The following is a 22,254-nucleotide window of genomic DNA, read 5'->3' as shown; positions in this document are numbered from 1 at the left end:
CGCCTTGCTCTGCTTGTTTTTCAAAGGTCTTTGAAGTGATCGAAGGGCTCGCGGCAGGAGTTGCACCGCCACAGCGACTTGCAGGACGTGGACCCGAAGCGGCTCAGCTCGGACGTGTCCGGCGATCCGCACAACGGGCACCGAATCGTCAGCGACAGCGAGACCGGTCCACCGACGGCACGCGTCCCGGTCGGCGGCGCGATCCCGTACTCGGTCAGCTTCGCCTTGCCCGCGTCGCTCATCCAGTCCGTCGTCCAGGCCGGCGACAGCACGGTCTCGACGCGGCCCTTCAGGTGCAGCGAGTCCAGCGTCAGCTCGACCTCGTGCCGGATCAGGTCCATCGCCGGGCAGCCCGAGTACGTCGGGGTGATCGTCACGACCACCTCGTCGCCGTCGTGCCGGACGTCGCGCAGGACGCCGAGGTCCGCGATCGTCAGCACCGGCACCTCGGGGTCGGCGACCTCGCCGACGGCGTCCCAGATCGCGGTGTCGGTCACCATGTCGCCCCCGGGTGCGAGCGCGCAACGTGCTGCAGCTCGGCGAGCAGGTAGCCCAGGTGCTCGGTGTGCTTGCCGTCGCGGCCACCGGAGTGCTGGTACGACGAGGTCGGCCGCTCGCAGGTCGACTCGTCGATCACCGCGTTGACCCGGCGTACCCATTCCTCTTCCAGCGCGGCCGGATCGACAGCGACGCCGAGCCGCTGGACCAGCGCGTCGGAGGTGAACATCTCGGCCGTGTACGGCCAGAGCGCGTCCAGGCCCGCCTGCATCCGCCGGTGGCTCTCCTCGGTCCCGTCGCCGAGCCGCAGCACCCACTGGGTCGCGTGGTCGACGTGGTAGGCGACCTCCTTGACGGCCTTGCCCGCGACTCCCGCCAGCGTCTCGTCGGCCGACGTGAGCAGCTCGGCGTACAGCAGGTGCTGGTACGTCGCGAAGTACAGCAGCCGCGCCATCGCGTGCGCGAAGTCGCCGTTCGGGAGCTCGCAGAGCTGCAGGTTGAGGAAGTCGCGCTCGTCACGGAAGTAGGCCAGGTCGTCCTCGGACCGGCCCGCGCCCTCCACCTCGGCGGCGTACTGGAGCAACGAGCGGGCCTGCCCGAGCTGGTCCAGCCCGATGTTGCCGAGGGCAACGTCCTCCTCGAGCTGCGGGGCGGCCGCGATCCACTCGGCGGTGCGCTGCGCCGCGATCAGAGCGTCGTCGCCGAGCCTGAGAGCGTAGGTGAAGAGGTCGCTCACAGGTGATCGACGCCTTCCGGGACCGTGTAGAACGTCGGGTGCCGGTAGACCTTGTCACCCGCCGGGTCGAAGAACTCGTCCTTCTCGTCCGGGCTGGACGCGGTGATGTCGGCGGCGGGCACGACCCAGATCGAGACGCCCTCCTGGCGGCGGGTGTAGACGTCGCGGGCGTTGCGCAGCGCCATCGTCGCGTCGGGCGCGTGCAGGCTGCCGACGTGCGTGTGCGACAGGCCGCGGCGCGACCGGACGAAGACCTCCCACAGCGGCTCGATCATGCGGCCGTCTCCTTCACGCTCTTCTTCTCCGCGTACGCCGCCGCGGCCTCGCGGACCCAGGCACCGTCCTCGTGCGCCTTGACCCGGTGGGCCAGCCGCTCCTGGTTGCACGGACCGTTGCCCTTGACAACTTCGTACAGCTCGGCGAAGTCCGGCTGGGTGAAGCTGTAGCGGCCGGTCTCCTCATCGAGGGTCAGTCCGTCGTCGGGAACCCGCAGCCCCAGGACGTCGGCCTGCGGCACGGTCATGTCGACGAACCGCTGCCGCAGCTCGTCGTTGCCGTGCCGCTTGATCCCCCAGGCCATCGACTGCTCGGAGTGCGTCGAATTGGCGTCCGGCGGGCCGAACATCATCAGGCTCGGCCACCACCAGCGGTCCAGGGCGTCCTGGGCCATCGCCTTCTGGCCGTCGGTGCCGTTGCACAGCGTGTGCAGGATCTCGAACCCCTGTCGCTGGTGGAACGACTCCTCCTTGCAGACCCGGACCATCGCCCGCGCGTACGGCCCGTACGAGCAGCGGCACAGCGGGACCTGGTTGACGATCGCGGCGCCGTCGACCAGCCAGCCGATCGCGCCGATGTCGGCCCAGGTCAGCGTCGGGTAGTTGAAGATGCTGGAGTACTTCTGCTTGCCGGAGTGCAGCAGGTCGAGCAGGTCGGCCCGGTCGACGCCGAGCGTCTCGGCGGCGGCGTACAGGTAGAGGCCGTGGCCGGCCTCGTCCTGGACCTTGGCCATCAGGATCGCCTTGCGGCGCAGCGAGGGCGCGCGGCTGATCCAGTTGCCTTCGGGCTGCATGCCGATGATCTCGGAGTGCGCGTGCTGCGCGATCTGCCGGATCAGGGTCTTGCGGTACCCCTCTGGCATCGCGTCCCGCGGCTCGATCCGGCCGTCGGCGTCGATGGTGGCCTGGAAGCTGTCCATGCCGGTCAGCATAGCCCAGTTGTGACACTTCTTTGCCACTTCGGACGGAAAGTGTCACAAGAGCGGACAGGGTGGTGGTAGCACCACCTCGACAGGGGGCTCAGGCCGCTGGGGGCGGGCGGCCGGCGGCGGCAGGATTCAGGTAACAGTTCAGAGCTTGCACAGTTTCCTGAGAGGACCACCCGCCGTGGCACACACAGCGACTCCCCCGGCCGTCGATCACCGCGGCCCCGTCACCGGGCGGGAACGCGCACTCGCCCCCGACCTGATCCGTGGCGCGATGCTGCTGCTGATCGCCCTGGCCAACGCCGCCAACTTCGCCTACGCCGGCGCCCCCGGCGTGAGCGGCAACCCGCACGGCCTCGAGCGGATCTTCAACCTGCTCAAGCTGACCCTGGTCGACGCCCGGGCCTACCCGGTCTTCGGCGTGATGTTCGGGTACGGGCTGGTCCAGCTCGCCCGGCGGCAGCGGAACTCCGGCGCTTCGGTGGGCGTCGTGCGTTCGATCCTGCTCAAGCGGCACCTGTGGATGATCGGCTTCGGCGTGGTCCACGCGACGCTGCTGTACTTCGGCGACTTCCTCGGCGCGTACGGCATCATCGGCATCGCCTGCACGCTGGTGCTGCTCAACCGCGGCGACAAGTTCCATCGGATCGTCCTGGTCATCTGGGCCTTGCAGCTCGTGTACGTCGTCGGCGCCGGTGCGCGTGCCCTGTTCGCCGCGCTGGGCAGCTCCGGTCCGGCCGTCGGCATCACCAACAGCCCGAACCCGTCGCTGGCCGCTGACAGCTGGGCCTCCGCACTGGTCGACCGGCTGCACGAGTACCCGGCGCACACCGCGTTCGTCACCGGCCTCATCGTGGTCGTCTGGCTGGGCATGTGGGCCGCCCGCCAGCAGATCCTGGAGCACCCGGAAGCCCACAAGACCCTGCTGACCCGCGTCGCGGTCACCGGCCTCGCCATCACCGTCCTGGGCGGCCTGCCGCTCGGCCTGGTCGGCGCCGGCTGGCTGCACGTCGACCACGCCGCGGTGAGCGCGTTCGAGATGCTGGCGCAGGTCAGCGGCCAGTTCGGCGGACCCGGCTACGTGGCCCTGTTCGGCCTGATCGTCGCCAAGCTCCTGAAGACCCGCCGTGCCGACCAGCTCGGCACGCCCCTCACGGCGATCTCCGCCCTGGGCCAGCGCTCGATGAGCGGCTACCTGTTCCAGTCGATCTGCTGGACGCTCCTGCTGGCGCCGTACGGCCTCCACCTCGGCGAACGCTTCGGCACCCCCGCCTTCATCACCGCCGCCTGCGCCGTCGCCGTCTGGACCATCTCGGTCGTCGCCGCCTACACCATGAAGCAGCACAACTACCGAGGCCCGGCCGAAACCCTCCTCCGCCGCCTGGTCTACAACCGCTGAAGTCAGTAGTAGTCGGCAGGACACCTCAGCAAGAGGTGTCCTGCCGACTGCCGCGTTCTGCTGCTTTGCGAGGATGGAGCCCATGAGCAGCGAGTTCGGCGTACCGGAGCCTGAGAGCCTGACGGACATGCACGGCGAGTCCCCCATCGCGGAGACCAGCGTGCGGCTGGCTCTGCCGGCGGAGGCGAACGCGATCGGCGAGGTGCAGGTGGCGGCCTGGCGTCGCGCGTACGACGGCCTGCTGCCGGCCGACGTACTGCTCGACCTGAACCCGTCCCAGTTCGCCGCCCAGTGGCGCGCCGCCCTCCTGTCGCCGGGCGAGGCCCGCAACCGCGTACTGGTCGCCCTCGACGGCCGCGACGTCGTCGGCTTCGCCGCGATCACCCCGTCGGACGACCCCGACGGCGACGCCCGCCACGACGCCCTCGTCGCCGAGTTGGCGGTCAACCCGGAAGCCACCCGCGCCGGCCACGGCTCCCGGCTCCTGAACGCGGTCGTCGACACCGCCCGCGCCGACGGCTTCACCCGCGTCACCGTCTGGGTGAACGCCACCGACGACGTCCTCCGAGCCTTCTACACCGACTCCGGCTGGGCCCCCGACGGCGCCCACCGCGAACTCGACCTGTACGGCGACGCCTCGGTCCGCATCAAGCAGGTCCGTCTCCACGCGTCCCCCGGCACCGACGACACGCCCTAACCCCACCGCCTCCGCAACCACCCGACGGTCGCTTCCCCAGAGCGCACCTGCCGAGGCCGAATCCACGCACTGGCTTCGTCAGCCGGCTGACTCCCCACGTGCCGCCAGTACGACGCCAACGCGACCAGAAACGCGTCAACAGCCGCCGGATCAGCCGCTGCACCCCGTCGCGTCTCCCGGAACAGCGCATCGGCATCCAACGATCCGATCGACGACTCCAGCAGCAAACACACCGCATCAACCCAGTCCGGCCCGAAGCACGCCCGCCCCCAGTCGAGCACCCACACCCGGCGGCCGTCGATCCGCAGGTTGTCGTGCCGAAGATCGAAGTGCAGCAACGCATCTCCCACCACCAGCCGTTCCCACTCCCCTTCCACTTCAGCAAGCCGCCGAAGGTTCGCCCGCTCCCAACCGCTCAACTGCTCGACGTCCAACTCACCCCGTACGCCGTACAGCTCTAACTCCCGCCAGGTACTGCACCGCCCCCGCATCCGCTCAACAACCGACGGCAGCCCGACCCCACCGGCACCCGAGGCCGGCGACGACACCACCCCGCCAATCGATGCGTCAACACCACCAACACCTCTGCCGGCCGCCGCGGCCTCAGATCCTGCGACATTCCCGGCCGCATCGCCGCCTGCCTCAGGCCAGTACGTCGCCTCGAGGTGATCCGTCGCGGCGAGCGCTCGGCGTAATTCATCCTCCATCCAGGGCTCAGCCGGCTCGTGCCCCGGCGCGACGTCGAAGACGAGGACGAAGTGGTCGGCGTACTCAGCAGTCCACCGCAGGCGAGGCGACTGCGGGCTGCGGTCGGCCGCCTCGACGCGGCAGTCCGCAAGCCACGGGGAATCCAGCGGGACAGCCTTCACGAAGTACTGATCGCCAGCCGTCCGAACGATCCCCTTGATCCCACCGGAACCACTGGCGGCCGGCTCGAAGGCCAGCACCGGTTCACCGGTGCGCCACTCCAGGTCGGCTCGAAGGTTCCCCCAGGCATCCATCACCCCAGCCAACCCCGCACCGCACGCACGGCGCCAGCTGATTTTCAGGTGAGCGTGAAGCGGCGCCTGTACGTCGTCGGGGTCAGCCCCGTGGTGCGTTTGAGTTGGAGGCGGAGGTTGGTGGCGGTGCCCAGGCCGGAGTGGCGGGCGATGCGGGACAGGGCTGGTTCGCCGCGTTCGAGGAGGCGGCAGGCCAGGGCTACTCGTTCGGTGGTGAGCCAGGCGAGTGGGGTGGTGCCCAGTTCGGACTGGAAGCGGCGGTGGAGGGTGGCGGGGCTGATCGCCGCTTGGTCGGCCAGGTCGGTGACGGTCAGAGGGTCCGCTAGGTGGGCGCGGGCCCAGGCCAGGAGCGGCGCCAGGGACGTGTCGGCGACGGCCGGGACGGGCTGGTCGATGAACTGGCGTTGGCCGCCGTCGCGGTGGGCGGTGAAGACGAGGCGCCGGCTGACGGCGTTCGCGATCTCGGCGCCGTGGTCGGTGCGGATCAGGTGCAGGCCGAGGTCGAGTGCCGCCGCGCTGCCGGCTGCCGTGTAGACGTTGCCATCGGCAACGAAGAGGACGTCGGGCTGGAGATCGACCGCAGGAAACATCCGCTCGAACGATGCTGCCCACCGCCAGTGCGTGGTCGCCCGTCGACCGTCGAGTACGCCGGCCGCCGCCAGCGTGAACGCACCGGTGCAGAAGCTGACCAGCCGAGCGCCGCGCGCGGCAGCACGTCGTACGGCGTCGATCACCGCAGGCGAAACCGGCTCCTCGGGGTCCGGACGGTTCGGGACGATGACCGTGTCGGCGGTGTCGACCTCACTCAGGTCGCCGACACCGCTCAACGTGAAGAACCCCAGATGCATCGCCACCTCAGGCGCCGGCGTACAGAGCGCCAGTTCGTACCAGGGCACGTCGAGCTCAGGCCGGCGCAATCCGAACAGCTCGGTCGCAACACCCAGCTCGAACGGATTGGAGCCCGCGTCGACGATCACCACAACCCGGTGAGCGGTTCGACCGGTCAGACCTTGCGAGGATTCTTTCGGCACGTGCCATTTCTAGCACTCACCGGACGTTCGTCGTACCGGTGAGGCTGGACGCATGAACGAACCAGTCGACCTGCACGCCGTCCTGAAGACCTTCGACGAGCTCTGGAGTCCACGGATCGCCGCTCGGGTGAACGACTACGACGTGCGCGTGACGAAGGTGGCCGGCTCCTACATCTGGCATCTGCACGAGACCACCGACGAGCTGTTCCTGGTCCTCGACGGCGAGCTGGGCATCGCGATCCGCGATCCCGCCGAGCGGTCCGTGACGCTCTCCCCCGGCTCGGTCTTCGTCGTACCGCGGGGCGTCGAGCACCGCCCGTACTCCGACGGCGGCGCGTCGATCGTCGTGATCGAACCCGCCGGCATCCCGACCACCGGCGATCACCACGAGCCGATCCCCGAGCACATCCGAACACACACGGGAATCCCACTCACCTGACAATGGACCCGTGACCTGGACCCCGCCGAAGACCCACGAACTCACCGTCGACGAGCGAACCATCCAGTACTGCCTGTACGGCGAGGCCGGCGGCGTGCCGGTGGTCTCGTTGCACGGCACGCCGGGGACCCGCTGGGAGCGGCCGGATGTAGTTGCCGCGATCAACGATTCTGGCCTGCGGGTGCTGTTGCCCGGCCGCCCCGGCTACGGCTCGGGCCGCCGCCCCGGGCGGTCGGTTGCCGACATCGCGTACGACGTACAGGCGCTGGCCGACGCCGAGGGCTGGGACCAGTTCGCCGTCACCGGCTTCTCGGGCGGCGCGCCCCACGCGCTGGCCTGCGCGGCGCTGCTTCCCGAGCGAATCACGTTCTGCAGCACGGTCGCCGGTATCGGCCCGCTCGACGACCTGGACCTGGACTGGGCCAACGATGCCCGCCAAGGCGAGGAGCACCTACGGAAGCACCTCGCACACCGAGGCGCCGAAGTCATTGCATCGCTGGCCGATCAGCCCGTCCCCGCCGAAGGCGCCCTCGCCGCGGCCCACCACAGCGCGGGAGCCGGTGACGACAACGGCCGGCACCAACGCCTGCACGCGAGCCTTATCGACGGCATCGACGGGTGGATCGACGACGACCTCGCGCTCATCCGCCCGTGGGGTTTCGACCTCGGTGCGATCGAAGCCCCGGTGTCGGTCTGGTACGGCGCGGACGACGAGAACAGCAGCATCGAGCACACCGAATGGTTGCTGGCCAACCTCCCCGGCGCGATCGGGCACGAGTACGACGGTGGGCACGACCCGTCGGACGTCGTTCAGCGGGCGGTCTTCGCCGAGCTCAGCCGCGGGCGCGGTACAGATCCCTCAGCAACGAGATCTCGGCGCCGTGGTGGATCGTCTCGCGGTTGATGTGCGTGATCAGACCGAGCATGGAGTCGTCAGCGTACGGGCCGCCCTTGGGGCCGAGCGGTCGCGCGAGACCTTCCTCGTCGAGCGAGCGGATGCCGTCGTGCCACCGCGCGTACCAGTGATCCAGGAAGTCGAGCGCGGCTGAAGCGGTCAGCGGGAGGTCGGCCGGCATCTGCCGCGGATCGAACATGTCCGCGTCCGCCGGCGTCGTCCCGTCGTTGAAGAACGCGTTCGCGCGGATCGCGAAGCACCCGACCGCGATGTGCACGAGCCGCCACGCGATCGTCGTCACCGGCGGCGGGTCCGGCACCGGATCCGAGATGTCGAACACGATCTGCCCGCCGGCACCGCGTCGTACCGACCAGCTCGGCTGGGCCGGTTCCCACAGGTACTCCTCGTCGCTCAACCCGACGAGCCGGGGCCGCAGGTGCACGTCCCAGTAGAACTCCAACTGCCCGATCAGAAGCTCACCAGATCCCATCCTCCGACCCTAGAACCCACCACCGACAGAACTACTCCCCCGCCATACAAAGACAGAACGGATGCCCGGCCGGATCGACATACACCGGGCAACTCCCACCCTCCGGCGGCAACTTCACCGCACCCAACCGCAAGGCGAGCCGCTCCCGCTCCTCGCGATCGTCGAAGAACACGTCGAGATGCAGCTGCGACGGGTACTCCGGATCCGGCCACCGCGGTGCCTGATAGCCCTCCACCCGCTGCAACGCGATCATCGGCAACCGCCCGTCCGACCGAGAGATCACCACCCGGTCAGCCGATTCCTCAACCCGCTCGGGCATCTCCAGCATCCCCGCCCAGAAATCCGCCAGCACCGAAGGATCCGGGCAGTCGAACACCACCCGCACCAGCTCCCGATCTCGACCGGGATAAAGGCAGAACGGATGGCCCGCCGGATCGGCGTACACCCGAAACTCCCCCGAGTCGCGAAGCTTGGTCGCGCCATGAGCCAGTACGTCGGCCTCGGCCGCCTCCAGATCCGGTACGACGACGTCAAGGTGCAACTGCTGCGGGTACGCCGGATCCGGCCACCGCGGCGCCCGCCCGAACCCGTCGCCGAAGCTGAGCGGCGCGTCGACCAGTCGTTCCCAGAAGGCCCGCAGCTCGTCGTGCTGTCCCTTGGCGCACCCGATGCAGATCCCGAAGGTCCCGTCGCGAAGCTCCGCCGCGACGTTCAGCCCGAACAACCCGTCCGCATCCAGCAGCACGGTCACGAACGCCTGACCACGGTCACCCTCGACCTGAAAGCGCACCAGCCGGTCGTGCACCTTCCACCCCGCGACCAGGCGACGGCCCGAGCCGGCCGTCGCCTGCATGCGCACCGCCCAGACCTCGCGCATCCAAGGCCCAGGGTCCCAGTCCGCGAGCCGCGCCGACCGCGCGGCAGCGACGGCCTCGACGTCGTCCCGCTCCAGCGCCTCCACCACCAACCGCGCCCGCTCGACGAGGCCGGACTCGGACGAGCGTGAGTTGTCCACCATGGCGAACAACTCAACCAGTCCTACCGCTCGTCCACCAGGTCGTAGCGCTCGACCTGGGCGTCCTTCACCACCGCGAACGCCGCCTTGGCCTCGGGCGTGCCCGGCGCCCAGGAGGTCACCTCGTCCAGCGCAGCTCCGGACTCCCACCGCCACACATCCAGCCAGGTCTCCTCGTCGACCCGCGCCAGTCGCGTGTCGGTCAGCCCGTCGGTCGTCCGCCGTACGGCCTCGATCAGCGCCGCCCGCAGGGTCAGCATCTCGTCGGCCTGCGCCGGATCCACGGTCAGCCGGGTCAGTCGCAACACACTCATGAAGAATCTCCTTGTAGTTGAAATCTAGAAACTAACTCTAGAGATAGACTACAAACATGAGCCAGGTCAAGAAGCCCGACGGCCGCGCCGAGAAGTCGCGGATCACCCGCGCGAAGGTGCTCGACGCGGCCGCCGAGCTGTTCGTCAGGGACGGGTACGGCGCGACCGCGCTGCAGGACATCGCCGCGGCCGCCGGCGTCGCCGTACAGACGATCTACTACGGGTTCGGCAACAAGCAGACCGTGCTGAAGCAGGTGGTCGACCGCTCGATCGCCGGCGACGACGAACCGGTCGCGACGATGGACCGCCCCTGGTTCCGGCAGGCGCTCGCCACTGGGACCGCCGAGCAGCACCTGCGCGCCCACATCGACGGCACCACCGAGGTTCTCACCAGAGTCGCCCCGATCATGAAGATGCTGGAGGCGGCCGCCGCCGCGGACGCGGGGGTCGCCGAGCTCTGGCCGAACGCCGATCCCCGCCTGACGGTCCAGACCACCGCCGCCCAAAGCCTGCTCGGCAAACCCGGCGCCCGCCGGGACGTCACCACCGAGCACGCCACCGACGTCCTGTACGCCGTACTGAGCACCGAGCTCTACCTCCTGCTCGTCACCAACCGCGGCTGGACCGCGCAACAGTTCGCCGACTGGGCGTACGACGTACTGAAGCCCCAGCTCTGCACCTAGCAGACAGCGATCCCCCGACGAGCCGGGGGTGGTGTTCGGCCGCGGACACCTGACGTGACAGATTGCGACGGTCCCGTCACGCATGGAGGATGTATGAAGTTCCGTACCCTGGCCACGCTCGGCCTCGGTATCAGTGTTCCCGCCCTGCTCGTCGTTCCTGGCTCCGGCGCGACCGCCGCCGTCGAGCCGGCACCGGTGGTGAAGAGACCCGGCTACGTCGCGAACCGCTACCTCGACCAGAAGCCCGCCTGGAAGACCTGTGGCGACCCCGCGCTCCGCGTCCAGTGCGCGAAGATCACCGCGCCGCGCGACTGGTGGAGCCAGGGCAAGAAGGCCGACGACCTCCAGATCGCCGTCAGCAAGGTCGCGCCGGCCAACGGCAAGCCGAGCCGCGTCGTCTTCGGCAACCCCGGCGGCCCAGGTGGCGCCGGCCTCGGCATGGCGCCGTTCCTGGCCAGCCGCGCCGCGCTCGCCAAGGATCACCTGGCCGTCGGCTTCGACCCGCGCGGCACCGGCGACAGCGCCAACGTCAGCTGCGAAGGCGCGCCCGGCTACACGATGGACGCCCGCGACCGCGACCCCGCGAACCTGGACCTGATCGCCGAGGCCACCGAGCTCACCCGCCCGTACTGCGACCAGCAGTCCCGCGGCCTGCTCCCGTACGTCGACACCGCGCAGACCGTGCAGGACATGGACCTGATCCGGCACCTGCTCGGGTTCGCGAAGATCGACTACGTCGGCTACTCGGCCGGCACCTGGCTCGGCGCGTACTACCAGACCTTCTTCCCCGAGCACGTCGGCCGTTTCGTGCTCGACTCGAACACCGACTTCACCCGCCCGTGGATCGACACCTTCGAGGCGCAGCCGCAGGCCTTCGAGCGCCGCTTCCGCGAGGACTTCGCGCCGTGGGCCGCCAAGTACGACGGCGAACTGAAGCTCGGTAACACTCCGCGACTGGTGATCCGTACCTACGAGAAGCTGCGGGCGGACCTGAAGAAAAGGCCGGCGGTCGAGGAATACCTCGACGGTTCGGTCAAGATCAGCTACGACCAGAACACCCTCGACAACATCGTGGTCGGGGACATGTATACAAAGGTGGATTTCTTCAGCCTCGCCACCGACCTCGCATTTCTCCGCGACCTGTCCAAGGCCCAGAGCACCGGCGGCCCGCGGGCCGCGCAGCGCAAGGTCGACGCGCTGTCGGTCGAGCGCCAGCACCAGCTCGTCCAGCGCGCGACGAAACCGGCGATCGGCCTGAGCCCGTTCGGCCGCGTGTTCGGCCGGCCGTTCGCGGACGACGCGCAGGAGGCGACCTTCACCGCCGTGACGTGCAACGACACCGCGTGGCCGCAGGGCCGCGAGTACGGCGACGTACTGTCCGCACGGCTCGGCCCGCACTACCCGCTGCTCGGTTGGGGCATGAACGAGAACCCCTGCCTGTCCTGGGATCGCCCGCAGCGCACGCTGCCGACCCCGACCGGCGCCGGGCTGCCGACGACGCTGATGGTCCAGTCGGTCCACGACCCGGCGACGAACCTGTCGCTGGCGCAGTCCGCCCACCGCCGGTACGCCGGTTCGCGGCTGATCACGATTGCCAACGAAGGCGACCACGGCATCTACGGCGGCGTGAACAAGTGCGCGGACAAGCTCGTCGACGCCTGGCTCGGCTCCGGCCGCGCACCGGCCAAGGACACCACCTGTCAGGGCGAAGGGCTGCCCGGGCCGACGATGGCTCCGCCGCCGGAAGGCGCGGAAGGGACACCGCTGCACCGCATCGCCCGTTTCACCCGCGGAGTTTCCGGATACCTGCACTGATCCGGTCGCTTTCCCGGGGAAATTAACCTGATTTTGGCGAAATTCCGGGCACCGACCGCCACATTTCCATCACTTTCCGCGAAATCCGCGGAGGACCTTCGTTGTCAGGACCGGTTTGTCAGGGCGATGTCAGGGTTACGTCCCTGTGCGACACAGCGTGACCAGGACAACCTTGAGTCAGCGCGGGAGAACCGAACGTCGACCGGGGAGGGCTCGACGGGAGGGGGCCAACGCCGACGAGGCTTCGGCCGGCTGTGAGGTGGGGGGACTGCCTGGGGGGTCAGACAGAACACAGCCGGCCGGGACCCGTCGACGCACGCCGTCCCGGCTGTGATCCCTCGCGGGGTACCTTCGATCCCCCAGGTCGTGGTGCCTCGCGAGGCCAGGTGTCGGAGACGGCGGGGCGGTCGTCTCCGACCCACCGGCCCGGGTGGTGCGCCCTGGTGGACGCACCAGCCGGCCCGGTCTTTCCGTACGCCGACCCGCCGGTACGACGACCGCCGGACCCGGCCCGCCCGTACACCGAACCGCCGATCTACACCCGGCCCGACGACCCGCCGAAGCTACAACCGGCTGGATCGATCCGGCGCCGCAGCAGGCCCCGGGTACCCATCAGCCACCGCGGACAGCGGCGTCGCCCGCCCCGCGGACCAGGCGGCCCGGAAGGCCCGTCGGTCCAGCGTCTCCTCGATCGCGCGTCGCGTCGCCGCGCGGTCGGCCTTCTCGATCTCCGGGATCGGCGCGCCGATCACCTCACGGATCCCGTCGGCCGCACCGAGCAGGAACGCGGCGTACTCCGTCCGCTCGCGCTGCTGCGCCACCGTCGCCAGCTCCTCCAGCACGCTCGCGGACCGCCACCGGTCCCCCAGGTCCCGGTGCTCGGCCAGGCTCTCGTCGAGCAGGTGCACCGCGCGCTCGGTCAGCCCGCGCCGCCGTTCCACGATCCCGAGCTGGTTGAGCGACCACGCCACGCCCTCGCGGTACCCGAGCCGTTGCGACAGCGCCAGGCTCTCCTGCAGCAGTTCCTCGGCCTCGGCCAGCTCGCCGCCGTACTGGGCGATCGTGCCGAGGCTGATCAGCGACCAGGCCAGTCCCTCGCCGTCGCCGACCGTACGGAAGCTGTCGCGCGCCCGCTTGCACCGCCGGGCGGCGATCTCGAGGTCGCCTCGCAGCCAGGCGACGAAGCCGAGCTGGTTGTGCGCCCAGGCCATCCCGGCCCGGTCGCCGAGGCTCTCGAACAGGTCGTAGCTCTGGCAGTGCAGGTTCTCGGCCGTCATGTAGTCGCCGCGCTCGCGCGCGACCCCGCCGAGCCGCTGCATCACCAGCGCAGTACCGGCGGTGTCGTCGAGCTTCTTGTACTGCGCGAGCGACGACTCCAGCCGCGTGGTCGCGACGTCGTACTCGCACTGGAGGAACGCGAGCATGCCCGCGCCGAGCTCCGCCTTCGCCTTCGCGGCCTGCAGCTCGGGCTCACTGTCGACCAGGGCGAGTGCGCGTTCGAGCCAGCCGCTGCCTTCGGCGTAGTGGCCGCGCAGGTAGCAGAACAGCCACAGCCCACCGGCCAGGCGGATCGCCTCCGTGCTCGACTCCGTCCGCAGCGCCCAGTTCATCGCGGCGCGCAGGTTGTCCAGCTCGCCTTCGAGGCGGTCGAGCCACGAACCCTGGTTCGCACCACGCAGATGGGTCTCGGCCTCCTCGGCGAGGCTGAGGTAGAACGTCGCGTGATTGCGGGCGATCTCCTCGGCCCGCCCGCTCGCCGCGAGCCGGTCGGCGGCGAACTCGCGGATCACCGCGAGCATGTCGTACCGCCCGATCCCGCCCTCGCGACTGACCCGGATCAGCGACTTGTCGACCAGGCGGCTGATCAGGTCGAGCGTCTCGGCGCGCTCGCGCGGACCCGGCGTCGTCGTACCGGTCAGCACGGCAGCGGCCGCGTTGAGCGTCCAGCCACCGACGAACACCGACAGCTCGGCGAACAGCTCACGCTCCGGCCCGGTCAGCAGGTCGTGGCTCCAGCCGATCGCGCCCTCCAGCGACTGCTGGCGCGGTCCCGCCGTACTGGCGCCGCCGGCCAGGATGCCGAACGACATCTCCAGCTCGGTCGCCAGCTCCTCGACGGTCAGCACGTTGGTCCGGGCCGCGGCCAGCTCGATCGCGAGCGGCATGCCCTCCAGCCGACGGACGACGCGGGCGACCTGCTCGATCTGCTCCCGCGGCGCGTTGCCGCGCGCGGTGGCCCGGTCGACGAACAGCCGGACCGCCGGCGACGCGTCGGGCTGCTGCTCCAGCTCCGGCACGGCCAGCGGCGGTACGACGTACACGCTCTCGCCGGGCACGCGGAGCAGCTCGCGACTGGTCGCGAGGATCGACAGGTTCGGGCAGGACTCCAGCAGTACGCCGCAGAGCTGGGCCGCGTTGGCCACCACGTGCTCGCAGTTGTCCAGCACGAGCAGGATCTTGCGCCGCCCGATCAGCTCGGCGACCTCGTCGACCAGCCGCGCGCCGTCGAGCGGGTGCAGCCCGGTCGCGGTCGCCAGCGTCGACGCGACAGCCGCCGGATCGGCGGTCGGCGCCAGCGCGACCCAGCACACGCCGTCCTCGAACTTGTGCCCGATCCCACCCGTCAGCGCGAGCGCGAGCTGCGTCTTGCCGACACCGCCCGGACCGCTCAGCGTGAGCAGGCGGGTGACGCGCTCCCCGACCAGGCGACCGGTCTCGGTCAGCTCGGTGGAGCGTCCGATCAGCTGGTTCGCCGGGACCGGCGGGGGCCGCAGCGTCGAGCGCGGGCTGTCGCCGTCGCGCCGGGCAGCGGCCGCGAGCTGGGCCCGGTCGGGCGCGCCGAGTGCGAGAGCGTCTCCGAGCAGCCTGAGCGTGTGCGGCCTGGGCGCCCGGCGACGACCTCTTTCGAGGGCCGCGATCGCGTCGACGCTCACCCCCGCGAGCTCGGCCAGCCCCTCCTGCGACAACCCGGCCTCTCGCCGGTGCCGACGCAACAGATCACCGAAACCCGTGGAACGAACGTCGTCCGAGCCGCGGCGAGACCCGTCAGACGGCACAGGACGGCTCCACCCAGTCTCCGACCCGTACGCGGCGGTTACCGCGCACCCCCTGAAAATAGCCGCATCCCGCCCAGGTTGTCGCCCACTACAGCCAGTTCCCAGCCAACTCCCAGATACCGCTGAGTTCAAACACTCACTTGTTCTGTGCTTTTGGCCTCGCCTCCGGCTCGGCGGGTCATGGGGCTTTGTCTCCCGGTCTTCCCTCGTCGTTCGGTCGCTGTGCCTGTTGGTCGCGCCTCCGGCACGACGGGTCGCGGGGCTGAAACTCCCGTCCTTCCCTCGCCGCTCCGGTCGCTTCGCTCCCTCCACTCCTCAGTCCAGGACGGGAGGCCCCACGACCAGGCTCCCTCTCTCCTCAGTCCAGACCGGGAGGCCCCATGACCTTTGTGGTGCTCCGGTCAGGTGAGGTCATGACGGGCGATAGCTGTCCGCATCGCGGCCCTTGCCCTGCGTCGATCGCCGGCTGCGTCGTACGCCGTCGACAGGCGGAACCACGCTCGCCAGTCCTCCGGCGCCGCCTCGACCTCGGCCTGGTACTGCGCGAAGGCGGCGTCGGCGGCCGAGCGTTCGACCCGCCCGGACGGGCGCCGCGGCAGGTCGTCCACCGGCAGTCCGCCTTCGAGGTCGAGCTCCTGCGCCAACGCCTCCGTACGACGGCCGAACTGCAGCTCGCGCCAGACCAGGTACAGCCCGACCAGCGGGATCACCAGCACCGCGATGCCGAGCCCGATCGCGACCGGGTCGCCGGTGCCGATCAGCAGCACGCCGCGCCAGCCGAGCAACACGGCGTACGCGACGAACACGACCGCGATCACGATCACCGCGCGCTTGGCGGTCATCGGGGCACCGTCCGATCGGCGGTCGCCGAAGCACCGCGCTCGGCGGTCACCGGAAGGCCTTCCGATCGGCGGTCGCCGAAGCACCGCGCTCGGCGGTCACCGGAAGGTCTTCCGATCGGCGGGTGGCCGGGGCACCGCGCCTGGCGGTCACCGGGGCGCCATCCGTCGAGGGGTTGTCATCGGCGGCGACTCAGTCGAGCTCGAGGAAGTGCTCGAGACCGACCGTCAGCCCCGGGGTGCCGACGATCCGCCGGACGCCGAGCAGGACGCCGGCCATGAACGACTCCCGGTGCATCGAGTCGTGCCGGATCGTCAGCGTCTCGCCGACGTCACCGAGCAGGACCTCCTGGTGCGCGACCAGCCCGCGCAGCCGGATCCCGTGCACCCGGATGCCCTCGACGTCGGCCCCGCGGGCGCCGTCGAGCCCGGTCGTGGTCGCGTCCGGGATCGGACCTGCTCCGGCCTCGCGCCGGGCCGCGGCGATCAGTTCCGCCGTACGGCGTGCTGTGCCCGATGGCGCGTCGACCTTGTCCGGGTGGTGCAGCTCGACGATCTCGACCGACTCGTAGTACCTGGCGGCCTTCGCGGCGAACTGCATCATCAGCACCGCGCCGATCGAGAAGTTCGCGGCGATCAGCACGCCGGTGCCGGGGCTCTTCTCCAGCTGCCCGTGCAGCGTGGCGAGCCGCTCGTCGTCGAAGCCCGTCGTCCCGACGACGGCGCTGATCCCGTGCTCGATGCACCAGGCCAGGTTGTCCATCACGACCTCGGGCCGGGTGAAGTCGACCACCACCTGGGCGCCGGCCTTCGCCAGCTCCTCCAGGTCGTCCCCCTGATCGAGCCGGGCCACCAACTCGACCCCGTCCGCGTCCTCGACCGCCAGACACGTCTGGGCGCCCATCTTGCCCTTGGCCCCCAACACCCCGACCTTGATCATCCGCACCCTTTCCACACCAGTCGTCCGGGCAAGGATCTCATTCGCCGCCACCAGCCCCGTCCACCCCCGCCACACACCCATGCCCCGCACGCCTTCCGCACCACTCTCGGAGCACCAGCTCGCAGGTACTCCCACCCACCCGACCGCCCCCAGCCGGTTCCGCCCGCTCTGCGCACCCGTTCCACACACCACGCCCCTCCGCGCACCGTTCCACACACCCCGCCCCTCCACGCACCCGCTCTACACACCCCGGCCGCTCTACACACACCTCGCCCACTCCGTGCACCTGTCCACTCCGCACTTCGAGGGTTAACCCAAGAGCTTGTGGGTTCACCGCCGTCAGACAACCCGAGAACCCACAAGCCCGTGGGTTAACGCCGAAAGCTGCGGAGGCGCGGACCTCCCGCGCGGAGGCGCACACGTCGCGCGGGTGGCGCCGGGGCGCGGAGGTGCGGAACCCCGCCCGCGTGGAGGCGCGGACGTCGTACGGCCCGGTGGCGCAGGCGTCGTACGGAGACACGAGGAGCCGGAGCCGTGCGGAGCGGACGTCGTGCGGGCGCGGAGGTCTTGCGAGGCAGCGCGGGCCGGCGGGATGATCCGGCTACGGGCCGGCGTACGCGGCTAGTTCAGCGACTTGGCGTAGCACAGCGCCGTGGGCTCGTGCACGTACTTCCCGTACGCCGGAGCAGGGCGGTAGCTCAGCGACTCGTACAAGCTGATGGCCTCGGGCTGGCGACTGCCGGTGGCCAGCCGGAGCGTGGTCGCGCCACGGTGCCGGGCCAGGGCCTCGGCCGAGCCGATCAGCCGGCGCGCGATGCCCTGGCCGCGTTGGTCCGGCCGCACGTACATGCGCTTGATCTCGCCGACCCCGGCGACCACCGGCATCAGTCCGATGCAGCCGATCGCGTCACCCTTGTGGTCGGCAACCAAGAACGACGTGGCCGGGTCGACCGGGTGCGACCTGCTCGCCGGGTACCGCGTGAAGAGTTCCTTCAGCGCCAGGTCGAGCAGCAGCACCAGCCCCAGGTCGTCCCGGGGCCGCGGCTCGATCAGGACGCGGGTCTGCACGCGGGTCAGGATGCCACGCCTGCGGCGAAAGCCGCTTGCGCTTTTTCGGCGAAGTGGCAGGCCACCTGCTGACCCGACTCGATCACCCGAAGCTCCGGTACGTCGACCGAGCACTTCGCCTCGGCCTGCAGGCATCGCGTGTGGAACCGGCACCCGGACGGCGGCGACACCGGCGACGGCGGGTCGCCTGCGAGCACGATCCGCCGGCGCCCACCGGCCCGGGCCAGACCGGGCTCGGCCGACAGCAGCGCTTGCGTGTAAGGGTGCGCCGGTACGTCGTACACCTCGTGGTGCTGCCCGAGCTCCGCCACCTTGCCGAGGTACATCACGGCCACGCGGTCGGACACGTGCCGGACCACCGACAGGTCGTGCGCGACGAAGATGATGCTCAGCCCCAGCTCACGCTGCAGCCGCATCAGCAAGTTGACCACCTGCGCCTGCACGGAAAGGTCGAGTGCCGACACCGGTTCGTCGCAGAGCAGCACGTCGGGGTTCAGCGCGATCGCCCGCGCGATCCCGATCCGTTGCCGCTGGCCACCGGAGAACTGGTGCGGGAACTTCGTCTCGTCCTCGGCCCGCAGCCCGACCAGCTCCAGCAGTTCGCGCACGCGCTTGCGGATGTCCGTTCCCCGCGACACGTCCGGGTGGACCTCCAGCGGCTCGGCGACGATCTCGCCGACGCGCATCCGCGGGTTCAGGCTCGAGTACGGGTCCTGGAAGACGACCTGGACGTTGCGCCGCCAGCGCCGCAGCGCGCGGCCCTTCAGCCCGGCGACGTCGACACCGTCGTACAGGAGCTCGCCGTCGGTCGGCTTCTCCAGGGCCGCGAGCAGCCGGACCAGCGTCGACTTCCCGCAGCCGGACTCCCCGACGATGCCGAGCGACTCGCCCTTGCGCAGCACGAGATCCACGCCGTCGACCGCGCGAACCACGGTCTTGGCGCCGAACGACAACGCCGGACTGATGTCGTAGTGCTTCACCAGATTGGTTGCCACGAGCAACTCGTCGGTCATGGGGCCTCCCGGTCTGGACTGAGGAGTGGAGGGAGCGAAGCGACCGGAGCGACGAGGGAAGACCGGGAGTTGAAGCCCCATGATCCGCCGAGCCGGAGGCGAGGAGATAGCAGAGTCATCCGACGGCCTCCTTCAACACGGTACGGCGGATGCAGGCCGCATCGCGGCCCGGCGCGACGGTCAGCAGCGGTGGGACCTCGTGGGCGCACTCGTCGATCGCGATCTTGCACCGGGTGCGGAACGCGCACCCGGACGGGATCGCCCGCAACGACGGCGGCGTCCCGGGAATCGTCGGCAGCTCCTGGCCCTTCAGGTCCGCCGACGGCATCGAGCCGAGCAGGCCTTCGGTGTACGGGTGCATCGGCTGCTCCAGCGCGGCAGCGGTCGCGGCCCGCTCGACCACGTGGCCGGCGTACATCACCACGACGTTGTCGGCAACGTCCGCGACCACGCCGAGGTCGTGGGTGATCAGTACGACGCCCATGTCCCGCTCGGCCTGCAGCTCCGCGATCAGCTCCAGGATCTGCGCCTGCACGGTGACATCGAGCGCCGTCGTCGGCTCGTCCGCGATCAGTACGTCGGGGTCGAGCGCGAGCGCCATCGCGAGCATCACGCGCTGCCGCATGCCGCCGGAGAACTCGTGCGGGTAGTCGTTCACCCGCTTGGCCGCGGCCGGGATCCGCACCTGGTCGAGCATCTGCGCGGCCCGCTTCATCGCGTCGCTCTTGGACATCCCGCGGTGCACCCGGTAGCACTCGGCGATCTGCTTCCCGACCGACTGCACCGGGTTGAGCGCCGACAACGAGTCCTGGAACACCATCGTGATCCGGTCACCGACGATCCTGCGGCGCTCCTTCACCGACATCGCGATCAGATCCTCACCGCGGTACTTCGCCGACCCGGACACGATCCGCCCCGGCGGCATCTCCAAAATCCCGGTCAACGCCTGCGTGGACACCGACTTCCCCGACCCCGACTCCCCGAGAATCGCCAAGGTCTCCCCCGCATGCACCTCCCAAGACACCCCGTCAACCGCCCGCACGGTCCCGTTCGGAGTGTCGAACTCAACACTCAAGTCGTCGACCCGCAACAACACCTCACCGGTGGTCATCGACCCTCCCAGGCTGGTTCAAGGAGCACCACAAAGGTTTTGGGGCCGCCCGCTCTGGACTGAGGAGGGAGGGAGCGCAGCGACCGACCGACGAGGGAAGAGCGGGCGAAAAAGCCCCAAAACCCGCGGCGACGAAGTCGACGCCAAAAAACACAGCCGAGTTCGACACCCACCCACACTCCCCTCATCTCATCAACTTCGGATCGAGGGCGTCGCGGATCGAGTCGCCGATGATCATGAACGAGATCGTCATCGTCGAGATGAACAGCGCCGGCCAGAGGAACAGGTGGGGAGTGTCGCGGTACGCCGCCGCGACGCCGAACTGCGAACCCCAGGAGATCGACGGCGGTTGCAGCCCGACCCCGAGGAACGTGAGCACGGCCTCGAGCCCCACCAGTCCGCCGATGCCCAGCGTGGTCATCGCCAGCAGCGGCGCCATCGCGTTCGGGAACACGTGTTTGCGCAGGATCCGTAACGGTGGAACGCCGACCGACCGCGCCGCCAGCACGTACTCGCGATTGCGGACCGAGAAGACCGTCGACCGCATCACCCGCATGCCCTGCGGCCAGCCGGTGACCAGGATGATCGCGACGATGATCCAGATGCTCCGGTTCGGCACCGAGTTCAGGATCACGATCAGCGCGATCAGGCCGGGCAGCGCGAACAGTACGTCGGCCACCCGCGAGATCACCGTGTCGACGGCGCCCGGAAAGTACCCCGCGAGCAGCCCGAGGACGCCGGCCACCACGAACCCGCCGATGCCGGCGACCAGGCTGACCAGCACCGACGGCCGCGCGCCGTAGATCACGTTCGCGAAGTAGTCGCAGCCCTGGATGTCGAAGCCGAACGGGTGCCCCGGCTCGCGGCCGTGCTGGGTCTTGCCGAGCTCGCAGAAGCGCGGGTCGACCGACGTGAACAGCTTCGGGAACGCGGCCATCACGAAGAACGTCAGCACCAGCAGCGTGCAGAGCACGAACTGCGGCTTGCGCAGCAGCGCGCGGAGCAGCTCGGTGTTGGACAGCGTGCGGCCTTCGAGGTCGGCCGTCTCGGTCCCGAAGACCTGCTGGGCCTCAGACATTGCGCACCCTCGGATCGATCGCGCCGTACACGATGTCGACGATCAGGTTGATGACGATGAACATGACGAAGGCCAGCGTGGACAGCAGCACCACCACGCCACCTTCCTTGAACCGGATCGCCGAGAACATGAACTGCCCCAGCCCCGGCAGGTTGAAGATCGACTCGGCCAGCACCGCGCCGGCGAAGATCCCGGCGAAGTCGATGCCCATCAGCGTGACCACCGGCAGGAACGCGTTCGGCAGCACGTGCCGCCACAGGATCCGCTGCTCCCCCAGGCCCTTGGCCCGGGCGGTCTTCACGAAGTCGGCGTTCGCGGTGTCGACGATCGACGTCCGGGTCAGTCGCGCCATCCCGGCGAATCCGCTGATCGCGATGCAGACGGCCGGCAGCAGGTACGCCGTCGGCCAGCCGTCGGCGGCCCCGGAGACCGGCAGCCACTTCAGCTCGACGCCGAAGATGTACTGCCCGGCGAAGTACAGCACCAGACCCGGTACGGCGAGCACGACCAGCGTGGACAGCAGCAGCATCCGGTCGACCAGCCCGTTGCGCCGGAAGCCGGCGTACAGGCCGAACAGCAGGCCCGCGATCCACTGCAGCGCCAGGCTCATCGTGGCCAGCTTGAGCGTGACGGGGATCCGCAGCCTGAGCTGGTCGGCGATGTCGGCACCGGCGAACGTCGTCCCGAAGTGGCCGGTGAAGATGTCCTTCATCGACAGCAGGTACTGCACGACGAACGGCTCGTCGAGGTGGAACTGGGCCCGCTTGGCCGCCAGCACCGCGGCGGGAATGGGCTTGTCACCGGCCAGCTCACGCAGGGGGTCACCGGGCATCGCGAACACGAGCGCGAAGACCCCCAGCGTGACGATCAGACCGATCGGCACGGCCGCCAGCACGCGGCGCAGGACGAACCGGGTCACTTGGCTCTCCCTTCTG

23 protein-coding genes are annotated in these 22,254 nt (G+C 69.8%); 6 read left to right on the top strand and 17 right to left on the bottom strand.

The window, feature by feature from the left end:
- Nucleotides 1-20: 20 nt before the first annotated feature.
- The 4 genes from paaD to paaA are packed head-to-tail and all read right to left on the bottom strand — an operon-like array spanning nucleotide 21 to nucleotide 2,429.
- Nucleotides 21-500, bottom strand: a complete 480-nt coding sequence (paaD, locus tag ACLQ2O_RS32755; protein WP_425839412.1) for a 1,2-phenylacetyl-CoA epoxidase subunit PaaD — start codon at nucleotides 498-500, stop codon at nucleotides 21-23.
- A complete protein-coding gene (gene paaC, locus ACLQ2O_RS32750) occupies nucleotides 494-1,234 on the bottom strand; it encodes a 1,2-phenylacetyl-CoA epoxidase subunit PaaC (protein WP_425839409.1) in 741 nt (246 codons plus the stop codon). The genes paaD and paaC overlap by 7 nt, the downstream gene beginning before the upstream one ends.
- The gene (paaB, locus tag ACLQ2O_RS32745) at nucleotides 1,231-1,509 is read right to left on the bottom strand and encodes a 1,2-phenylacetyl-CoA epoxidase subunit PaaB (RefSeq protein WP_184794187.1); all 279 of its coding nucleotides are present in this window, start codon (nucleotides 1,507-1,509) and stop codon (nucleotides 1,231-1,233) included. The genes paaC and paaB overlap by 4 nt, the downstream gene beginning before the upstream one ends.
- Nucleotides 1,506-2,429: a 1,2-phenylacetyl-CoA epoxidase subunit PaaA gene (gene paaA / locus ACLQ2O_RS32740; RefSeq protein WP_425839405.1), complete on the bottom strand. Its 924-nt coding sequence runs from the start codon at nucleotides 2,427-2,429 to the stop codon at nucleotides 1,506-1,508. Before paaA ends, paaB begins: the two co-directional genes overlap by 4 nt.
- Nucleotides 2,430-2,616: 187 nt before the next feature.
- On the opposite strand from paaA, the gene ACLQ2O_RS32735 reads away from it, so the two are divergent.
- Together ACLQ2O_RS32735 and ACLQ2O_RS32730 are read left to right on the top strand one after the other, a co-directional pair.
- On the top strand, nucleotides 2,617-3,834 hold the full coding sequence (locus tag ACLQ2O_RS32735) for a DUF418 domain-containing protein (RefSeq protein ID WP_425839402.1): 1,218 nt from the start codon (nucleotides 2,617-2,619) through the stop codon (nucleotides 3,832-3,834).
- Between the two features lie 82 nt (nucleotides 3,835-3,916).
- Entirely contained in the window at nucleotides 3,917-4,531 is a 615-nt protein-coding gene (locus ACLQ2O_RS32730; RefSeq protein WP_425839399.1) for a GNAT family N-acetyltransferase, read from the top strand.
- Here ACLQ2O_RS32730 and ACLQ2O_RS32725 read toward each other — a convergent pair.
- Both ACLQ2O_RS32725 and ACLQ2O_RS32720 read right to left on the bottom strand, forming a co-directional pair.
- Entirely contained in the window at nucleotides 4,528-5,532 is a 1,005-nt protein-coding gene (locus ACLQ2O_RS32725; protein ID WP_425839396.1) for a phosphotransferase family protein, read from the bottom strand. The genes ACLQ2O_RS32730 and ACLQ2O_RS32725 overlap by 4 nt on opposite strands.
- A 44-nt stretch (nucleotides 5,533-5,576) precedes the next feature.
- Entirely contained in the window at nucleotides 5,577-6,563 is a 987-nt protein-coding gene (locus ACLQ2O_RS32720; protein WP_425839394.1) for a GlxA family transcriptional regulator, read from the bottom strand.
- Nucleotides 6,564-6,615: 52 nt separating this feature from the next.
- Here ACLQ2O_RS32720 and ACLQ2O_RS32715 point away from each other — a divergent pair, with 52 nt between their 5' ends.
- Both ACLQ2O_RS32715 and ACLQ2O_RS32710 read left to right on the top strand, forming a co-directional pair.
- Nucleotides 6,616-7,002, top strand: a complete 387-nt coding sequence (locus tag ACLQ2O_RS32715; RefSeq protein WP_425839391.1) for a cupin domain-containing protein — start codon at nucleotides 6,616-6,618, stop codon at nucleotides 7,000-7,002.
- 10 nt (nucleotides 7,003-7,012) lie between these two features.
- Nucleotides 7,013-7,906, top strand: a complete 894-nt coding sequence (locus ACLQ2O_RS32710; protein ID WP_425839388.1) for an alpha/beta fold hydrolase — start codon at nucleotides 7,013-7,015, stop codon at nucleotides 7,904-7,906.
- On the opposite strand, the gene ACLQ2O_RS32705 is transcribed toward ACLQ2O_RS32710, so the two are convergent.
- The 3 genes from ACLQ2O_RS32705 to ACLQ2O_RS32695 are packed head-to-tail and all read right to left on the bottom strand — an operon-like array spanning nucleotide 7,836 to nucleotide 9,716.
- The gene (locus ACLQ2O_RS32705; protein WP_425839385.1) at nucleotides 7,836-8,387 is read right to left on the bottom strand and encodes a DinB family protein; all 552 of its coding nucleotides are present in this window, start codon (nucleotides 8,385-8,387) and stop codon (nucleotides 7,836-7,838) included. The two genes, ACLQ2O_RS32710 and ACLQ2O_RS32705, sit on opposite strands and share 71 nt — an antisense overlap.
- A 31-nt stretch (nucleotides 8,388-8,418) precedes the next feature.
- The gene (locus tag ACLQ2O_RS32700) at nucleotides 8,419-9,405 is read right to left on the bottom strand and encodes a VOC family protein (protein ID WP_425839382.1); all 987 of its coding nucleotides are present in this window, start codon (nucleotides 9,403-9,405) and stop codon (nucleotides 8,419-8,421) included.
- Between the two features lie 20 nt (nucleotides 9,406-9,425).
- The gene (locus tag ACLQ2O_RS32695; RefSeq protein WP_425839379.1) at nucleotides 9,426-9,716 is read right to left on the bottom strand and encodes an antibiotic biosynthesis monooxygenase; all 291 of its coding nucleotides are present in this window, start codon (nucleotides 9,714-9,716) and stop codon (nucleotides 9,426-9,428) included.
- A gap of 56 nt (nucleotides 9,717-9,772) precedes the next feature.
- Between ACLQ2O_RS32695 and ACLQ2O_RS32690 the strand changes: the two genes are divergently transcribed.
- Both ACLQ2O_RS32690 and ACLQ2O_RS32685 read left to right on the top strand, forming a co-directional pair.
- Nucleotides 9,773-10,399 carry a TetR/AcrR family transcriptional regulator gene (locus tag ACLQ2O_RS32690; RefSeq protein ID WP_425839377.1) on the top strand — a complete coding sequence of 209 codons (627 nt, stop codon included), beginning with the start codon at nucleotides 9,773-9,775 and terminating at the stop codon, nucleotides 10,397-10,399.
- Nucleotides 10,400-10,492: 93 nt separating this feature from the next.
- Nucleotides 10,493-12,214, top strand: a complete 1,722-nt coding sequence (locus ACLQ2O_RS32685; RefSeq protein WP_425839374.1) for an alpha/beta hydrolase — start codon at nucleotides 10,493-10,495, stop codon at nucleotides 12,212-12,214.
- A gap of 563 nt (nucleotides 12,215-12,777) precedes the next feature.
- Here the strand turns inward: ACLQ2O_RS32685 and ACLQ2O_RS32680 are convergent.
- The 8 genes from ACLQ2O_RS32680 to ACLQ2O_RS32645 all read right to left on the bottom strand — a co-directional run bounded on the left by ACLQ2O_RS32680 (nucleotide 12,778) and on the right by ACLQ2O_RS32645 (nucleotide 22,238).
- Nucleotides 12,778-15,207 carry an ATP-binding protein gene (locus ACLQ2O_RS32680; RefSeq protein ID WP_425839371.1) on the bottom strand — a complete coding sequence of 810 codons (2,430 nt, stop codon included), beginning with the start codon at nucleotides 15,205-15,207 and terminating at the stop codon, nucleotides 12,778-12,780.
- Between the two features lie 464 nt (nucleotides 15,208-15,671).
- A complete protein-coding gene (locus ACLQ2O_RS32675; protein ID WP_425839369.1) occupies nucleotides 15,672-16,112 on the bottom strand; it encodes a hypothetical protein in 441 nt (146 codons plus the stop codon).
- Nucleotides 16,113-16,302: 190 nt separating this feature from the next.
- Entirely contained in the window at nucleotides 16,303-17,049 is a 747-nt protein-coding gene (dapB, locus tag ACLQ2O_RS32670; RefSeq protein WP_425840161.1) for a 4-hydroxy-tetrahydrodipicolinate reductase, read from the bottom strand.
- Between the two features lie 621 nt (nucleotides 17,050-17,670).
- On the bottom strand, nucleotides 17,671-18,117 hold the full coding sequence (locus ACLQ2O_RS32665; protein ID WP_425839366.1) for a GNAT family N-acetyltransferase: 447 nt from the start codon (nucleotides 18,115-18,117) through the stop codon (nucleotides 17,671-17,673).
- 5 nt (nucleotides 18,118-18,122) lie between these two features.
- Complete coding sequence (locus ACLQ2O_RS32660) at nucleotides 18,123-19,130, bottom strand: ABC transporter ATP-binding protein (RefSeq protein ID WP_425839363.1); 1,008 nt, start codon at nucleotides 19,128-19,130, stop codon at nucleotides 18,123-18,125.
- Nucleotides 19,131-19,245: 115 nt separating this feature from the next.
- Nucleotides 19,246-20,241 (bottom strand): ABC transporter ATP-binding protein, encoded by a 996-nt coding sequence (locus ACLQ2O_RS32655; protein WP_425839361.1) that lies wholly within the window; start codon nucleotides 20,239-20,241, stop codon nucleotides 19,246-19,248.
- 184 nt (nucleotides 20,242-20,425) lie between these two features.
- The gene (locus ACLQ2O_RS32650; RefSeq protein WP_425839358.1) at nucleotides 20,426-21,319 is read right to left on the bottom strand and encodes an ABC transporter permease; all 894 of its coding nucleotides are present in this window, start codon (nucleotides 21,317-21,319) and stop codon (nucleotides 20,426-20,428) included.
- Nucleotides 21,312-22,238 carry an ABC transporter permease gene (locus ACLQ2O_RS32645; RefSeq protein WP_425839355.1) on the bottom strand — a complete coding sequence of 309 codons (927 nt, stop codon included), beginning with the start codon at nucleotides 22,236-22,238 and terminating at the stop codon, nucleotides 21,312-21,314. The genes ACLQ2O_RS32650 and ACLQ2O_RS32645 overlap by 8 nt, the downstream gene beginning before the upstream one ends.
- Between the last annotated feature and the right edge of the window lie 16 nt (nucleotides 22,239-22,254).

Origin of the sequence: Kribbella sp. DT2, assembly GCF_049844575.1 — a bacterium.
Taxonomy (GTDB): Bacteria; Actinomycetota; Actinomycetes; order Propionibacteriales; family Kribbellaceae; genus Kribbella.
The sequence above is the reverse complement of the archived record's forward strand: the minus strand, read 5'-3'. Positions and strand labels throughout refer to the sequence as shown.

What these genes read in the sequence shown, in the direction of transcription:
- paaD (WP_425839412.1), bottom strand. Translation starts at nt 500, where the DNA reads ATGGTGACCGACACCGCGATCTGGGACGCCGTCGGCGAGGTCGCCGAC.
- paaB (WP_184794187.1), bottom strand. Translation starts at nt 1,509, where the DNA reads ATGATCGAGCCGCTGTGGGAGGTCTTCGTCCGGTCGCGCCGCGGCCTG.
- paaA (WP_425839405.1), bottom strand. Translation starts at nt 2,429, where the DNA reads ATGGACAGCTTCCAGGCCACCATCGACGCCGACGGCCGGATCGAGCCG.
- ACLQ2O_RS32730 (WP_425839399.1), top strand. Translation starts at nt 3,917, where the DNA reads ATGAGCAGCGAGTTCGGCGTACCGGAGCCTGAGAGCCTGACGGACATG.
- ACLQ2O_RS32725 (WP_425839396.1), bottom strand. Translation starts at nt 5,532, where the DNA reads ATGGATGCCTGGGGGAACCTTCGAGCCGACCTGGAGTGGCGCACCGGT.
- ACLQ2O_RS32715 (WP_425839391.1), top strand. Translation starts at nt 6,616, where the DNA reads ATGAACGAACCAGTCGACCTGCACGCCGTCCTGAAGACCTTCGACGAG.
- ACLQ2O_RS32705 (WP_425839385.1), bottom strand. Translation starts at nt 8,387, where the DNA reads ATGGGATCTGGTGAGCTTCTGATCGGGCAGTTGGAGTTCTACTGGGAC.
- ACLQ2O_RS32700 (WP_425839382.1), bottom strand. Translation starts at nt 9,405, where the DNA reads ATGGTGGACAACTCACGCTCGTCCGAGTCCGGCCTCGTCGAGCGGGCG.
- ACLQ2O_RS32695 (WP_425839379.1), bottom strand. Translation starts at nt 9,716, where the DNA reads ATGAGTGTGTTGCGACTGACCCGGCTGACCGTGGATCCGGCGCAGGCC.
- ACLQ2O_RS32690 (WP_425839377.1), top strand. Translation starts at nt 9,773, where the DNA reads ATGAGCCAGGTCAAGAAGCCCGACGGCCGCGCCGAGAAGTCGCGGATC.
- ACLQ2O_RS32685 (WP_425839374.1), top strand. Translation starts at nt 10,493, where the DNA reads ATGAAGTTCCGTACCCTGGCCACGCTCGGCCTCGGTATCAGTGTTCCC.
- ACLQ2O_RS32675 (WP_425839369.1), bottom strand. Translation starts at nt 16,112, where the DNA reads ATGACCGCCAAGCGCGCGGTGATCGTGATCGCGGTCGTGTTCGTCGCG.
- dapB (WP_425840161.1), bottom strand. Translation starts at nt 17,049, where the DNA reads ATGATCAAGGTCGGGGTGTTGGGGGCCAAGGGCAAGATGGGCGCCCAG.
- ACLQ2O_RS32660 (WP_425839363.1), bottom strand. Translation starts at nt 19,130, where the DNA reads ATGACCGACGAGTTGCTCGTGGCAACCAATCTGGTGAAGCACTACGAC.
- ACLQ2O_RS32655 (WP_425839361.1), bottom strand. Translation starts at nt 20,241, where the DNA reads ATGACCACCGGTGAGGTGTTGTTGCGGGTCGACGACTTGAGTGTTGAG.
- ACLQ2O_RS32650 (WP_425839358.1), bottom strand. Translation starts at nt 21,319, where the DNA reads ATGTCTGAGGCCCAGCAGGTCTTCGGGACCGAGACGGCCGACCTCGAA.